The organism is Nonomuraea sp. CX421 (genome assembly GCF_059358955.1).
In genome coordinates, this window is the sequence record NZ_JCADBK010000018.1 from 13,095 (window position 1) to 27,287 (window position 14,193).

The 14,193-nt window shown below is 71.2% G+C and carries 14 protein-coding genes; 8 read left to right on the plus strand and 6 right to left on the minus strand.

Annotation, left to right across the window (positions count from 1 at the left end; all coding sequences use genetic code 11):
• Nucleotides 1–43: 43 nt before the first annotated feature.
• Nucleotides 44–298, minus strand: a complete 255-nt coding sequence (locus AC5L3X_RS27435) for a hypothetical protein (protein WP_189123032.1) — start codon at nt 296–298, stop codon at nt 44–46.
• Between the two features lie 385 nt (nt 299–683).
• On the opposite strand from AC5L3X_RS27435, the gene AC5L3X_RS27440 reads away from it, so the two are divergent.
• From AC5L3X_RS27440 to AC5L3X_RS27450, 3 genes are all read left to right on the plus strand, one after another.
• A complete protein-coding gene (locus AC5L3X_RS27440) occupies nt 684–1,724 on the plus strand; it encodes a helix-turn-helix domain-containing protein (protein WP_494860679.1) in 1,041 nt (346 codons plus the stop codon).
• A 151-nt stretch (nt 1,725–1,875) separates the two neighbouring features.
• Complete coding sequence (locus AC5L3X_RS27445) at nt 1,876–3,180, plus strand: hypothetical protein (RefSeq protein WP_494860681.1); 1,305 nt, start codon at nt 1,876–1,878, stop codon at nt 3,178–3,180.
• A 95-nt stretch (nt 3,181–3,275) separates the two neighbouring features.
• Nucleotides 3,276–3,791 (plus strand): GNAT family N-acetyltransferase, encoded by a 516-nt coding sequence (locus tag AC5L3X_RS27450; RefSeq protein ID WP_494860683.1) that lies wholly within the window; start codon nt 3,276–3,278, stop codon nt 3,789–3,791.
• Between the two features lie 217 nt (nt 3,792–4,008).
• On the opposite strand, the gene AC5L3X_RS27455 is transcribed toward AC5L3X_RS27450, so the two are convergent.
• From AC5L3X_RS27455 to AC5L3X_RS27465, 3 genes are all read right to left on the minus strand, one after another.
• Nucleotides 4,009–4,392 (minus strand): hypothetical protein, encoded by a 384-nt coding sequence (locus AC5L3X_RS27455; protein ID WP_494860684.1) that lies wholly within the window; start codon nt 4,390–4,392, stop codon nt 4,009–4,011.
• A 216-nt stretch (nt 4,393–4,608) separates the two neighbouring features.
• Nucleotides 4,609–5,412 (minus strand): NUDIX hydrolase, encoded by an 804-nt coding sequence (locus tag AC5L3X_RS27460; protein WP_494860686.1) that lies wholly within the window; start codon nt 5,410–5,412, stop codon nt 4,609–4,611.
• 395 nt (nt 5,413–5,807) lie between these two features.
• The gene (locus AC5L3X_RS27465) at nt 5,808–6,296 is read right to left on the minus strand and encodes a hypothetical protein (protein WP_494860687.1); all 489 of its coding nucleotides are present in this window, start codon (nt 6,294–6,296) and stop codon (nt 5,808–5,810) included.
• A gap of 255 nt (nt 6,297–6,551) precedes the next feature.
• Between AC5L3X_RS27465 and AC5L3X_RS27470 the strand changes: the two genes are divergently transcribed.
• A complete protein-coding gene (locus tag AC5L3X_RS27470; protein WP_494860689.1) occupies nt 6,552–7,970 on the plus strand; it encodes a tetratricopeptide repeat protein in 1,419 nt (472 codons plus the stop codon).
• An 11-nt stretch (nt 7,971–7,981) separates the two neighbouring features.
• Nucleotides 7,982–8,809: a PIG-L family deacetylase gene (locus AC5L3X_RS27475; protein WP_494860691.1), complete on the plus strand. Its 828-nt coding sequence runs from the start codon at nt 7,982–7,984 to the stop codon at nt 8,807–8,809.
• Nucleotides 8,810–8,846: 37 nt separating this feature from the next.
• On the opposite strand, the gene AC5L3X_RS27480 is transcribed toward AC5L3X_RS27475, so the two are convergent.
• Nucleotides 8,847–9,485, minus strand: coding sequence for a TetR/AcrR family transcriptional regulator (locus tag AC5L3X_RS27480; protein ID WP_494860693.1), 639 nt, complete (start codon nt 9,483–9,485; stop codon nt 8,847–8,849).
• Nucleotides 9,486–9,569: 84 nt separating this feature from the next.
• Between AC5L3X_RS27480 and AC5L3X_RS27485 the strand changes: the two genes are divergently transcribed.
• The 3 genes from AC5L3X_RS27485 (at nt 9,570) to AC5L3X_RS27495 (ending at nt 12,000) form a co-directional block, all read left to right on the plus strand.
• A complete protein-coding gene (locus AC5L3X_RS27485) occupies nt 9,570–10,517 on the plus strand; it encodes a zinc-binding dehydrogenase (RefSeq protein WP_494860695.1) in 948 nt (315 codons plus the stop codon).
• 79 nt (nt 10,518–10,596) lie between these two features.
• Complete coding sequence (locus AC5L3X_RS27490) at nt 10,597–10,815, plus strand: hypothetical protein (RefSeq protein ID WP_494860697.1); 219 nt, start codon at nt 10,597–10,599, stop codon at nt 10,813–10,815.
• A gap of 150 nt (nt 10,816–10,965) precedes the next feature.
• The gene (locus tag AC5L3X_RS27495; RefSeq protein ID WP_494860698.1) at nt 10,966–12,000 is read left to right on the plus strand and encodes a carbohydrate kinase family protein; all 1,035 of its coding nucleotides are present in this window, start codon (nt 10,966–10,968) and stop codon (nt 11,998–12,000) included.
• Nucleotides 12,001–12,013: 13 nt separating this feature from the next.
• Here AC5L3X_RS27495 and AC5L3X_RS27500 read toward each other — a convergent pair whose 3' ends face one another.
• A complete protein-coding gene (locus AC5L3X_RS27500) occupies nt 12,014–14,146 on the minus strand; it encodes a DEAD/DEAH box helicase (RefSeq protein WP_494860700.1) in 2,133 nt (710 codons plus the stop codon).
• Nucleotides 14,147–14,193: the final 47 nt, after the last annotated feature.

A 14,193-nucleotide genomic window follows, 5' to 3' on the forward strand; every position in this document is an offset into this window, starting at 1 on the left:
GCCCGCCGGCATACGGCGGGCGCCCTCTTCGTGAAACGCGCCGTCAGTGGGGCCCTATGGCGAGCGCCACCTGCGCGATGATCGCGACGGCCACCGCGCCCAGGGCCGCGAGGGCGAGGAGCACGAGCAGCGCGCGGAGCAGGGCGGTGACGACTTTGGACACCTGGCGGACGGCGAGGATGAGGGCCCAGAACGAGACCACGGCGAAGAGGTAGAGGGCGCCGCGCGCCGCGGCGACGCCCTCGGGGCTGGCGACGACGGTTGCCAGGCCGGTGGGGAAGACTATGGTTGCGAGCATCGAGGTTCCCGGTGTGTGACGCGCCGATGGGGCCTGTACGAGTGCGGGCACTCCTGGTGATCGTTTGCGCCGACCCGGGGGTGCCTGCCTGTTCGTGGGTGCTAGCCCGCGCCTCCAGGCATGCTCGGCGGATCCCTGATGCTCACGGTAAATCCTCCGCAATTAACTTCAGTTAACCTTCAGCAGATGTGCGACAAGTCCTGAAGATGAGATGCCCACCCCCGCTTTCCCCTAATCACCCGCCCAAGACTCGGCCACTGTCCTACAATGAAGCATTCGTCGCGACGTGATCCGTCTGGCGACGCTGGCCTGGCCAAATATGCTCGCATCTGAGCATCAGTAGAGGTTTACTGAAGACACTGAAGCTCAGATGAGGAGTGCCATCATGGTGGATTCCGGCCGGGCCTTAGCACGACGGCTACGCTCGCTGCGCGATCGGCAGTGGCCGGACACCCGCGTCACGCAGCCACAGCTGGCACGCGCCCTCGACGTGAGTGTCCCGCTCATCTCGTCTTGGGAGTCTCCGACCGCGCCCAAGGTCCCGCCGGTCAACCGGCTGGAAGCCTACGCGACCCTCTTCTGCACCATCCGCTCGATGCGCGACGGCTCGCTCGCCCCGCTGCCGGACGACGAGCTCGACCCCGACGAGCTGCGGACGCGGGAGGACCTCCGGCAGGAACTGCTGGCCCTGCGCGCCGCCGCGCTCGGCCAGGTCGTCTCCGATCCGGAGACGGTCCGCAATCCGTGGGACTTCGGCGACGACAAGCCGGTCACGCTCGTCTGCGCCCGTCTGCCGCAGGAGCTGCTGGACCGCATGCCGTACGTCAAGCACCACGACCCCGACTACATAGAGCTCTACACCTATGCCGACCTGGACGCGCTCTTCGAGCTGCACGGCCACATCCGGGCCTTCAACCCGTCGAGCGAGGTCCGCCGCCACACACCCAACGAGCTGGTGCCCGACGATCTCACCACGCACCTCGTGCTGCTCGGCGGGGTCGACTGGAACGACCTCACCGCCGACGTCATCCATCACCTCGGCCTGCCCGTCAGACAGATCAACGACTGGGACGGCTCGGCCGGCCCCTACTTCGAGGCCGGATCCGAGCGCCACCATCCCAGGCTGCGCGACGACGGCGTGCTCCTCGAGGATGTCGCGCTCTTCTACCGGGGGCCCAACCCGCTCAACCGCAAACGCACGCTCACGATCTGCAACGGCATGTACGGCCGCGGCACCCTGGGCGCGGTCCGGACGCTGACCGACAGCCGTTTCCGCGACAGAAACGCCGCCTACGTAAATGACCGGTTCGGCGACAGCGAGTCGTTCGCCATTCTCACCCGCGTCTCCATCCTCAACGGCTTGGTGATGACTCCCGACTGGACACAGGAGGAGTCAAGGCTGCACGAGTGGCCCGGCCAGCCATGAACGACCACCCGGCCGAAGGCCCGACCGCCCCCATCTTGTGATCAAATTCTGGAGTTCGTGAAGTGCTTCCATGCCGCCCGTGCCATAAACGCCCGACGGCTCCCATCTCACCTGTGACCGTCCGCGGTGCGGAGCCAGAACCACGTGCGGGTTGCCACGCCGGATCCGCCGCCAGAACCTGTGCGCCCGCCTACGCCGGCACAGCTTCATCAGCGAACATGCAGTCTGCACGGGTGTCCCCGAGCGCGTCAGCTCCCCATTCCCCACCCCGGGGACCGGCTTGGATCGTCACCTTTCTTCGGATCCGGATTCCGCTGGCGGTTCGCCCGTGTCTCCCCTGAGATCCAGCGATCACCACGGAACCCACAGGCATCTGCTTCTGGCGCCGGACGCGCCCGTTGACCAGGCGGCCACGATCGACGCGATCGTGGTGCCCACGGTCCGTCATCGCCGCCGCCTGCTCCACGCGGCCGACCTTTCGAGGAGGCTCCGGTGCCCGCTGCTCGTGATCTGCAGTGGGCCCTACACCGGGACCGAACATGTCAAAGCGCTCGGCAGCCATGGGGCCGAAGTGATCGCCATCGACTTCACCCACAGTCACGCGCTCGCCTTGCCCCGGTTCGAGACCTCGTCAGTCCTGCCACACAGGTTTCGCCGCAGGACCGACACGGCGGCGAAGCGCAACCTCGCCCTCGCCCTCGCCAGGATGCGCGGATGGCGGCGCATCGTGTTCCTCGACGACGACATCGAGGTCAGCGCGCCTGATGACCTTCGCAGAGCGGCAGGGCTGCTCCACACCTACAGCGCCGTCGGCCTGTCAGTGGGTGGGTTCCCCGACAATTCGGTTGTCTGCCACGCCTTCCGCGCGGTCGGCGGCGCTCAGGATTCGTTCGTCGGCGGCGGCGCACTCGCGGTGGAGACCACCCGTTGCGTCTCCTACTTTCCCGATATCTACAACGAGGACTGGTTCTACCTGCTCGAAGCGGATGGGCTACGACCCCTCGCCGTGACGGGCACGGTGAAACAGGCTCCGTACGAGCCTTTCCGCACACCCGCCCGGGCCAGAAACGAGGAGCTGGGAGACGTACTCGCCGAGGGGATCTTCTGGCTGCTCGATGAGGGCAGGACCATCCGCGACGCGCATCAGGGCCACTGGAAGGACTTCCTCGCCAGACGCCACCGCTTCATTCTGAGCGTGTTGCGGCATATCCCGGACTCGAACGTGGAGTCCGGGGAGCGGCGTCGCATGGAGGAGGCACTCAAGGCGTCGTTGGGGCGCCTCGCTCTGATCACACCGGACATGTGCCTGACCTACCTCGACGCCTGGCGGGCCGACCTGAAGTCGTGGCGTGACTTCGTGGAGTGCCTGCCCGTCGCCGAGTCCGTCGGCGAGGCGCTGAGACGGCTGTCGGCCCCCACCCATCTCCCCTTCACCTCGATACACCTGCGGCCGTAACTTCTGCCCAAAGGCGCCGGATCCTTCGTGGTCACCTAACAGAACTCGCCTCACCAGCTTGTAAGGCAGCGATTTATCCCCCGATCGTAGATGTCATGCGACATGTCCGGATCCGGGCTGCTTGTCAGACTGACCTGCCCTCGCTGGTCGGCGCGCTGGGGCAGGAACCGTACTTCGTCACCCAGCTCGCCCGGCAGCGGGCCGGGCACGGCGTGCTGCTGGTCGCGTGGCAGGCGTTCACCCCGGTCGGCGACGTGTACCTGTGGCTGGACTCGGCCGAGGAGCCTGAGCTTCGCGACCGGCTCCCGGGCGTGCCGCTCCTGACGCACCTCGAGGTCATGCCCGAGCAGCGCAACCACCGGATCGGCACCCAGTTGATGGACGCGGCCGAGGCGCGGCTGCGCGACCTCGGCCACTCCCGGGTGGCGCTCGGCGTGGACCTGGACAACCACCGCGCACGCTCGTTGTACCGGCGGCTGGGCTACCGCGAGTGGCCGCACCCGCCGGTCCCGACCACCCGCCAGGTGTATCGTGCGGACGGCCGCGTCGAACAGGTGGCCGACGTGTGCCACATCCTGGTCAAGGACCTGCGCGAGGCCCAGGCCCGTTGAGAGCTCGGGGTTCACCCATCCAGGCGGCGATCTCCCGGACCACGACGCGCTGGATCTTGCCTGTGGCCGGGTTTGGGCGGCTCGTCCGGCATCGGCACCTCACGTGGGCGCTTGAACCCGGCCAGCCCGTCGTGGCAGAACGCGACCAGCTTCTTGGCGGTCCGAGCGTGGAAAGGCCCCGGCCGACAGGGCGACCGGGGCCTCGTGGTGCCGGACGTCAGTCGGCGCAGATGGCGAAGACGCTGATGCCGACGTCGCGGTAGGCGTTCTGGCGGCCGATGCCGATCCAGCCGCGCCCGTCATCGGTGGGGAACGAGCCGACCAGGATCGCGTCGTTGCCCCGGGCCTCGGCCCCGCCGCCCAGGACCCTCTTCGAGCCGGGGCAGTAGAGGGTGCGGCGCTGGAAGTTCGGCACGTTCGCGTTGGGCAGAGTGACGAGCTGGTAGCCGGGAGGCAGCGCGCCGGCGCGCTGGACCACGGCCGCCGGCGCGGTGTTGGCGGCCGTGGCGTTGGCGGACGTGGCGCTGGCCGCGGCCGTCGTCAGGCACGCGCCGCCGAGAAGGACGGCGAGGGTGAGCGCGGTGGACCTCTTCGAATGCATCGCTCTCCTTACGGTGTTCCCTGACCCGGGTCCGCCCGTGGACGGCACGTAGCCGCCGGTGGTGCGGAAGTGGCCAGAGAAGCGGGGGTTACACGAAGAGTATCCATGCCATCACTCTCCGTGTCGATAGGTAATTTCGAGACCCCCACGCGCGACTGTCAGGCGTCCCGGCCTTGGCCGTGGATGCCCGCGGTCCCGTGACCTCGCGCCCGGCGGTCAGTCTTCGCCGGGCCACTCGTGCAGCGTGAACGGCACCTGTCCGAGCACCTCGGCGACAGCGGCCGCGGCGTAGCCCACGGTGTCGCCGGGCAGCCGGTCGAGCGGCCACCAGCGCACCTCGGAGCACTTGTGCGGCTCCGCGTTGCGCGGCTCGCCCTGCCACTCGCGGGCGACGAAGAACAGGTCGACCCGGTCGGGCGCGCGGTGCATGAGGTGCGCGAAGGTCAGGTCGCGTGGCTCGATGCCGACGCCGAGCTCCTCCCGCGCCTCCCGCACGGCGGCGCGCACGACCGACTCGCCCGGCTCCAGATGCCCCGACGGCAGGTGCCACCTCCCGTCGGCCCAGCCGGTGCCGGCCCTCCTGCCGAGCAGCACCTCCTCACCCCGCACGACCAGCACGTGCACGGCCACGACGGCCCGGAACCGCTCCTCGCCCGCCGGGACCGTCCGACCCACCGGACCGGCCGGACGTGGCTGATCCGCTGGACCAGCGGGACGTGGCTGATCCACCAGACCCACCGGACGTGTTTGATCCGCTGGACCGGCCGGAGGTGGCTGATCCACCAGACCGGCAAGGTCGGTCCGGCACGCCAGCTCGGGAGGTGAGGTCTGGCGGCGGTCGATGGCCTGAGCCCACTTGACGGCCACGGCGGCCACCTGGATCAGCTCCTCGCGCAACCGCCCGGCCTCGTCCTCCGCGAACGCCTCCAGGACCTCCTCGTGCAGGATGTGCCGCCAGGTCAGCCGCCCCACGGCAGCGGCTTCGGCGACCGCCCGCTTGGCCTGGTCGGCGGCGGCCACCGCACCCGCGCGCCCGCCTCCCGCTCCGCCCGACCCAGCACCGTCAACCCCAGCGCCATCGACCCCTGTACCTGCAACCTCAAGGCGGTCAATCCCAGGGCCGTCAATCCCAGGGCCGTCAATCCCAGGGCCAGGAGACCCGGCACCGTCAGGGCCGGTGCCGTCGGGGAACTCCTGGACGCCCCATCGTGCGTCCTGCGCGACCCGCTCCGCCCTCACCTCGGCCAGCACCCTGGCCAGCGAGCCCGGCACTCCCGCGTCACCGTCGTGTGTCATGGGCCCCCAGTGTGCCCGACGCCACCGACGGATACGCGGCCCGGGAGGAGCGCACACGTAACCGGCCGACCCGAGGCGAACGGGACGCCCCGAGCCGGCCGGCTCGCATCGCAGGTCGGTCAGAACGGCTGGTTGTCCAGCGTGTTGACCTTGATCGCGGTGATCTTCACCTGCTGCATCCGGACGGTGGGGGTCCCGGGCGGCTTGGTGCACGCGAAGGCCAGCTGCCCTGTGCTCGTGAAGTTGTGCACGACGTTCAGGACGACCGACTGGGTCGCGTTCGGCGCCAGCGTCACGGCGGCGACGTCGGTGTCGGCGCCGCCCTGGGCGCTGAGGATGCAGGAATAGTTGATCGTCGAGCTCCCCTGGTTCGCCGCGGAGAGCTTCGCGCTGATCGTGTACGCCCCGCTGGAGAGGAACATGCTGAAGCCGGGGCTGACGGAGTTGGAGTGGACCAGCTCGTTGTTCCAGCGGCTGATCACCTCCGGTGGTGCCGCCTCGGCCTGGGTCACGTTCCCCGCGAGCAGCGCGCCGGCGGTCACCGCCACCGCCAGCGCGGACAGGCGCAGGCGGCGTGACCTCGACGGAGCCTTGGAGGGCATGGACATGTGATTCTCCTGTTTTCGGTGGATTGGTCCGCGCGATCACGCGGACGAGTGGCACGCCCTGCGCCGGCCGAGGCGGCTGGCCACCGCAGCGCGTGCACCCGGCACGTTAACCCGCCGGGTCCGGCCGCTTCCGCGCACAAGTGCACGCACTCACCGTGCCGTTCACCCTTCCGCGCGCGGATCCTGTCGCGTACGCCGGGCGAACCGTTGATTTCCGCACAGACGCGCGATCGGGGGCTTCCTATATTTGGCCCTATGAGCACCGACCAGCACGACCTGGCCATGACCGGGGCCGGCGACGCCGCCACCCGTCACTATGACCAGGCGATCGACGACCTGCTGCACTTCAGGGTGGAGGTGGACGCCGAGACGACGGCCGCCCTCGCCGAGGCGCCGGACTTCCCGATGGGCAACGTCCTGGCCGCCTACCTTGGGCTGCTCACCACCGAGGCCGAGGACGCGCGGACGGCCAGGCGGCGGTTCGCCGCCTTCCGTGCCCGGATCGACCACTCCACCCTGCTCCCCCGCGAGCGCTCCCATGTGGAGGCCGTCCAGGCGCTGCTCGACGGCGACTTCCTCACCTGCGGAAGGCGGCTGGGCACGATCACGGAGCAGCATCCCCGTGACGCGCTGGCCCTGGCCGCGGGTCACCAGATCGACTTCTTCACCGGCGACGCCCGCTCGCTGCGCGACCGGATCGGCGGCGCTCTCTCCGCCTGGCGCGAGGACGACCGGCACTTCGGCCACGTGCTCGGCATGTACGCCTTCGGGCTGGAGGAGGCGGGGCACTACGACAGGTCCGAGGAGGTCGGGTTGCGCGCGGTCGAGCTGAACGCGCGCGACGTGTGGGGCATCCACGCCGTCGTGCACACGTACGAGATGCAGGGCAGGTTCGGCGAGGGCATCCGCTATCTCGACGCCAGGGTGGACGACTGGTCGACCGGCACGTTCTTCAACGTGCACAACTGGTGGCACTACGCGCTGTACGCGCTGGAGGCCGGTGACGTGGCGAGGGCGCTGGCGATCTACGACGCGGTCCTGGCCGCCGGGCGGTCGTCCATGGAGCTGCTCGACGCCGCCGCCCTGCTCTGGCGGCTGTACCTGGAGGGCTCGGGTCAGCACGAGCGGTGGAGCGCGCTGGCCGAGGGCTGGCCCGCGCTGGTGGCGGAGCCGTTCTACGCGTTCAACGACATGCACGCGGTCATGTCGTACGTGGGCGCGGGCCGCTTCGCCGACGCCGACAGGCTGATCGCCGGCCGCGAGACCTACCTCGCCGAGCCGCGTCCGGGGGTCACCAACCACGACATGACGGCCCGGGTCGGTCTGCCGGTGTGCCGGGCGCTGGTGGCGTTCGGGCTGGGCGACCACGACCGGGTCGTGGACCTGCTCTGGCCGATCAGGCACCGGGTCAACGAGTTCGGCGGCAGCCACGCGCAGCGCGACGCGGTCCAGAAGACCCTGCTGGAGGCGGCGCTCAGGGGTGGCCGCCACGACCTGGCACGGGTGCTGGTCAGCGAGCGGATCAACGTCCGGCCGTGCAGCCCGTTCAACTGGCTCAAGCAGGGCGCGCTGGCCGAGGCCGTCGGCGACCGCGCGGCCGCGGCGGCCGCCCGCCTGAGGGCCGGGGAACTGGTCCGCCAGGCTGGGCCGGAATCTGTCGGAACCGGCGGGTAGTGTTCTCGGACATGGATCGGCAACTCACTCTCATGGCCGTGCACGCCCACCCCGACGACGAGTGCCTGAGCACCGGCGGCATCCTGGCGCGCTACACCGGCGAGGGCATCCGCACGGTGCTGGTCACCTGCACCAACGGCGAGCAGGGTGACGGTCCCGGCGGTGTCAAACCCGGCGACCCGGGCCACGACGACGAGGCCGTGGCCGAGCTGCGGCTGGCCGAGCTGCGCGAGTCGGTGCGGCATCTGGGCATCGACCATCTTGAGCTGCTCGGCTACCGCGACTCCGGCATGGACGGCTGGGAGACCAACCACCATCCCGACGCCTTCGCCAACGTGCCCGTCGACACGGCCGCCGCCCGGCTCGGCGCGTTGATGGAGCGCTACCGGCCCCAGGTGGTGGTGACCTACGACGAGACGGGCGGCAGCGGCTACGGTCACCCCGACCACGTGCAGACCCACCGCGTCGCCGTGGCGGCGGCCGAGGCGACGGGCATCCCCGACAAGCTCTACTACACCGCCATCCCCCGGTCGGCGATCAAGCGGATGTTCGAGCACATGCGCGACAACGGCGTCGACCTCGGCGTCGACTTCGAGCCGTCCGACGACTTCGGCACCCCGGACGAGCTGGTGACCACCCTGGTCGACGTCGCCCCCTACGTCGATCACAAGCTCGAGGCGCTGCGGGCCCACGCCAGCCAGGGAGACAACATCTTCCTGCTGCGCCTGCCCAAGGAGGCCCAGCACCAGGCGTTCGCCAACGAGGCGTTCACCCGGGTCCGGTCCCGGGTCGACGCCCCGGCCCACGAGCACGACCTGTTCGCGGGGCTGCGCGACTGAGGGCAGAGCGGGGCGCGGTGGCGGGCGGTCTCGTCGTTCAGGCGACCGTCATCGTGACGCTGCCCGGGATCGCGGCGAACGCGTCGCGGAGGCGGGCGGTGAGGTCGTCGCGGCTCACGGGTCCGGGCTGGAACGCCCACTCCTCCAGCGCGCAGTGGAAGGCCGCGACCATCATGTCGAGGGCCAGCCGGGGCCGCAGGTCGTGCGGGTCGGCCAGGCCGAAGCGCTCCCGCAGGATCGTGATCGCGCCGCGGGTGGTGCGATCGCAGAACTGCAGCCCGTGCGCGTTCATCGACGGTGTCCGGGCGGCCAGCCGACGGGTGAGCAGAACACGCTCCGCCCAGCCCTCGGCGGGCATCCGGTCGAGCGCCGCGAGCAGGGTGTCCTGGAGCAGCGTCAAGAGCGGGCCGCCAGTCGGCCGCCGGGTCTGGAGATCGTCCAGGAAGGCCGCCCAGAGGTCCTGGGTGGGCGCCATCGCGACGTCTTCCTTGCTGTCGAAGTAACGGAAGAAGGTGCGCTTGGACACCTCGACGGCGGCGCAGAGATCGTCGAGGGTCGTGCCGTCGAAACCGCGGTCGGTGAAGTGCTCCAGCGCGGTGTCGATCAGCGCCTCGCGGGTGCGGAGCTTCTTGCGCTCGCGCAGTGGCAGCCTCGCGGGCGGCGTCACGATACTCACGAACCAGAGTGTAGCCGGTACGCGAATGCCTCCTGTAGGTTTATGCCACTCAGTGGCATAAACTCCTCGGTAAAGGTGGACCCCATGCGTGCTCTGCTCGTCGACCGTTCCGTTCCAGGCGGCCTGCGGCTCGGTGAGGCACCGGACCCCGTGCCCGCTCCGAACCAGGCCCTGGTACGGGTGACGGCGACCTCGCTCAACTACGGCGAGGTCGCGTTCGGCATCCGGAACGCCCCGCAGGGGACCATCCTCGGCTGGGACGCCGCGGGGATCGTCGAACGCGCCGCCGCGGACGGGTCCGGCCCGGCCCCCGGCACACGGGTGGTCACGCTGGCCGCCGACGGAGCCTGGGCCGAACTCCGCGCCGTCGACACCGATCTCATGGGTGCCGTGCCCCAGGAGGCCGACCTCGGCGCGATCAGCACCGTTCCGGTGGCGGGCGCCAGCGCGCTCCGCGCGCTCCACCGGCTCGGTCCGATCCTCGGCAGACGCGTGCTGGTCACGGGCGCGACCGGCGGAGTCGGGCGGTACGCCGTGCAGCTCGCCCACCTCGGCGGAGCCCAGGTGGTGGCCTCCACCGGCGACCCGGCCGCGCACGGTGAGAGCCTGCGAGAGCTCGGCGCGGACGAGGTCGTGTCCGGGCCGCGCGCGGTCACCGAGCCCGTGGACGGCGTGCTGGACCTGGTCGGCGGTGACCAGCTGGTGTCGGCGTACGACCGGCTGGCCGGGGGCGGCACCCTGGTCACCGTCGGGCATGCGGCCGACAGCGGCGAGAGCTTCCCGGCCGGGGCCTTCTCCGGTGGCCATGAGCGGCACGATCGCTCGATCGTCACCTTCTTCCTGCTCGCCTGCCGGAACCTGGCGCCCGACCTGACCTGGCTGGCGGGTGGCGTCGCCGCCGGTCGGCTGACCCCGCGCATCTCATGGCGGGGCTCCTGGCGTGAGGCCGCCAAGGCGACCGAGGCCCTGCTCGGCCGCCGCCTGCACGGCAAGGCGGTCCTGGAGATCGAGTCCGATCCCAAGATCGCCTAGTGATATCGACGGTGGGGGACCAGTAAACTCACGCCTCATGCGTGTCCTATTTCTCACCTTTGGGTGCATCATGCTGGCTGTGAGCCTCTATTACTGCGCAGGGGGAATCGACACCATTGAGGAAGACCTTCAGCGGGCGCAGATTTTCGCGATGGTCGGCATCGGTTTGATGGTCGGCGGGGCGGCGTGCGCATCCGCCGAGCGCCGGAGCGCGGCGGTTCCCCCACCTCCCCAGCCTCCCTTTCCTTATCACCAGGCCCCGCAGAACTACCCCAATCCCCCTTATCCTCCGGCCTAGCCTGATCCATCCATCCCATGCGGGCAGATCGGCGCGGGGACCATGTTGTCGTCCAGGTCGCCGGGGGCAGGGGCTCCGATCTGGGAGACGTCGGCACCCTGGTCTCGTGGCGACGGCGGCGACGGGCGGCGACCGGCGGAGAGGCGGGCGATGATCGCGGTCCTGGGCGAGTGCGTGGCGGACGCCTTCGCCGATCGACGGCCGGGCGTGGACGACTCACGACCCGGCGCGGAAACCTCACGACCCGCCGCGCGGCCCTCACGAGTCGGCGTGGAGGCGCCCGGCCCCGGCGGTGACGCGGCGCGCTCCGCCGGGCTGGGGTTGCGGGTGTTTCCAGGGGGCGGGCCGGCGAACACGGCGGTGGCCCTGGCGCGGCTCGGCGGCCAGGCGCGGTTCTTCGGGCGGATCTCGGGTGACGTGTTCGGCGGGTTGTTCCGCGAGCATCTGGCCTCGTCGGGGGTGGACCTGTCGGGATGCGTGGACGCCGAGGAGCCGAGTGCGCTCGCGGTGGCGTCGCTCGACGAGCACGGGCAGGCCGGATACCGCTTTTACGCCGAGGGCGCCGCCGACTGGCGATGGTCGCCGGAGGAGCTGGGCTCACGTGACCTGGCCGGGGTGTCGTGCCTGCACACGGGCTCCCTGGCGCTGGTGAGGAAGCCGGGGCGGGACGCGGTGGAGTCGTTCGCGGCCGCCGCCGCGGAGCGCCTGACCGTCTCGATCGACCCCAACGTCCGGCCCAGCCTGGCAAGACGCGAGGACTACCAGATGGCGCGCTGGTGCGGCGTGGCCGACGTCCTCAAGCTGAGCGAGGAGGATCTGGGCTTCCTGGCGCCCGGGGAGCCGGTGGAGCGGGTCTGCGACGCCTGGCACGAGGCGGGCGCTCGCCTGATCGTGGTCACCAGGGGCGCGTCCGGGGCGCTGGTGTCGCTGGCCGGAGCACGGGCGGAGGTGGCGGCGCCCGAGGTGACCGTCGTGGACACGGTCGGCGCGGGTGACGCGTTCACCGCGGGGCTGCTGCACCGGCTGGACGAGCGCGGGCTGCTCGGCGGGCGGCTGGATCGGCTCGACCTGGCCACGGCCGCCGAGGCCGCCTCGTTCGCCGCCCGGGTCGCCGCGCTGACCTGCGCGGTGGCGGGCGCCGACCCGCCCTGGGCGCACCAGCTCACCGAGCCCCCGGCTCGGTGAGCCGGGTGGCGGGTCAGGCGGGGGTGGCCGCGTCGCCGACGTGCAGGCGGCGTTGTTCCTCTTCGACGATCTGCCGGGCCAGCGTCTGCTCGGAGACGTCGATCGCGTCCGGCGTCGACTCGGCGAGGTCGCTGCGCCTGGCGAAGGCGTCGAACAGGGCGCTCTTGGCGTGCAGGAGGCGCAGCATCCGCTCGTCCACGCTGTCGGGCGAGAGCAGCCGGTGCACCTGCACCCTGCGGACCTGCCCCATGCGGTGGGCGCGGGCCACGGCCTGGCTCTCCATGGTCGGCTTCACCTGCGGCTCGCAGATGATCACGACGGAGGCGGCCTGCAGGTTGAGGCCGACCCCACCCGCCTGGATCTGGGCGAGTAACACCGCGTGGCCCGGCGCGGCCGTGAAGGCGTCCACGACCTGCTGACGGCGTTCGGGCGCCAGGTCGCCGGAGATCGGCCCGTGGTGGTCGCCGAGCTCCTCGCCCACGGTGGCGAGCACGTCGCGGAAGTAGGAGAACACCACGACCTTGAGCTCGCTCCGGGCCGCCTCGTCGACCAGCTCGCGCAGCCGTTCCAGCTTGGCCGACTTCTCAGGCACGGCGTAGGCGGCGCGGCGCATGGCCATGAACCGGCCGGCCGCCACCGCCTCCCGGTAGACGTCGGCGTCGGCCGCGCTGAGCTCCTCCCACTCGTCCACGTGGACGAGGTCGGGCAGCTCGGTCAGCACGTCCTCCTGGTTGCGGCGCAGGTAGACGGGGGCGACGGCGCGGCGGAACGCCCCGGCGCCGGCCGCCGCGTCGCTGCTCCTGACCTCGGCGAGCAGGCCGGGCTGGACGTGGCGGACGAGGTTGCGGAACTCCTCGACCCGGTTCTCCATCGGGGTGCCGGTCATGAACAGCACCCGGTCGACCCGGCCGCACCAGCGGGCCACCTCCCTGGACCGGCGGGCCTCGGGGTTCTTGGCGTAGTGGGCCTCGTCCACGACGAGCATCGCGACCTCGTGCGCGGCCTCGACCTTGGCCAGCCCGTCGAACGTGGTCACCGCGACGCCGCCGTGCTCCGGCCACTCGGCCTGGGCGGTGGCGCGCTCGGCGCCGTGCAGCCGGTAGACCCGCAGCGTGCTGCGGGTCTCAATCTCGCGGATCCAGTTGACCAGTACGCTCGCCGGGCAGACGACCAGGAAGTGCGTGGCGCCCTCGGCGCGCAGGTGGGCCAGGGCGGCGATGGCCTGAACGGTCTTGCCCAGCCCCATCTCGTCCCCGAGGATCACCCGCCGCTGGGCCAGTGCGAACCTGGCTCCGAACGCCTGGTAACCGCGCAGAGAGACGCGCCGGTGGGTGTCGTCGAGCCGCTGGGACCTGACGCGTTCGGCAAGTTCGTCGGGCAGGAACCCCTCGGCGGCGACCCGGTCGTCCGGCTCCAGGGCGGCGAGCTCGGCCAGCAGGTTGTAGTAGTCGGCCGAGCGGATCTCGAAGTCGATCCACGCCTCGTCGTCGTCGGGCGGCGGGCGCAGCAGGTCGGCGGTGGCCTGGGCGAGGAGCAGCCGGGTCTCGGTCTCCCGGGCGAGCACGTCGCCGAGCTCCGCCACGGCCCGGGCGGCGTGGTCACGGCGTTCCGCGCCGGACAGCAGCGTGCGCCACCAACTGGCGGCGGGGCGCGCGGCGGGGAGGAGCGTGTCGAGTCGCCGCGCGATGGTCTCGGCCGCGCGGCGGGCGCGCGGCAGCTCGGGACCGGCGGCCACCAGCCGGTGCAGGGTGACGAGCAGCGTGGTGGTCTCGGGATCCTGGTGCTCGACGTCGATCTGCACGGCGGTGGACCCGCGGGCGGCGAGCGCGATCTGCCGGGCCGCCGCGTGCGCCTGCCGCTGCGTCTGCGGCCCGATGCCCGGCACCCGCTGCAGTTCGTACGGCGTCGCCTCCAGCACGCTGAGCACGGTGGTGTAGCCGGCGCTCTCCAGCGACCCGAGCCGCAGCCGCCCGCCGGTGACGTCCTTCAGCCGGGCCAGCGGGATGGCGCCCAGCCCGGCCCTGGACAGCCGATCGCGCACGGCGTCGAGGGCGGCGCGGACCTCGGCCAGCGCCCTGTCGTGCTCGTGGCCGAGACGCCGGGTGTCGTCGAGCAGCCGCCCCGCGCGGCGCAGCAGGCTCCGCACCTCTTTGCCGCTTATCGGGCACCTCTTGCCGGGCAGGTTACTGGACG

Bases quoted from the DNA above. Each gene is read 5' to 3' on its own strand.
- AC5L3X_RS27435 (WP_189123032.1), bottom strand. From the start codon at position 298: ATGCTCGCAACCATAGTCTTCCCCACCGGCCTGGCAACCGTCGTCGCC.
- AC5L3X_RS27440 (WP_494860679.1), top strand. From the start codon at position 684: ATGGTGGATTCCGGCCGGGCCTTAGCACGACGGCTACGCTCGCTGCGC.
- AC5L3X_RS27450 (WP_494860683.1), top strand. From the start codon at position 3,276: ATGCGACATGTCCGGATCCGGGCTGCTTGTCAGACTGACCTGCCCTCG.
- AC5L3X_RS27455 (WP_494860684.1), bottom strand. From the start codon at position 4,392: ATGCATTCGAAGAGGTCCACCGCGCTCACCCTCGCCGTCCTTCTCGGC.
- AC5L3X_RS27465 (WP_494860687.1), bottom strand. From the start codon at position 6,296: ATGTCCATGCCCTCCAAGGCTCCGTCGAGGTCACGCCGCCTGCGCCTG.
- AC5L3X_RS27470 (WP_494860689.1), top strand. From the start codon at position 6,552: ATGAGCACCGACCAGCACGACCTGGCCATGACCGGGGCCGGCGACGCC.
- AC5L3X_RS27475 (WP_494860691.1), top strand. From the start codon at position 7,982: ATGGATCGGCAACTCACTCTCATGGCCGTGCACGCCCACCCCGACGAC.
- AC5L3X_RS27485 (WP_494860695.1), top strand. From the start codon at position 9,570: ATGCGTGCTCTGCTCGTCGACCGTTCCGTTCCAGGCGGCCTGCGGCTC.
- AC5L3X_RS27495 (WP_494860698.1), top strand. From the start codon at position 10,966: ATGATCGCGGTCCTGGGCGAGTGCGTGGCGGACGCCTTCGCCGATCGA.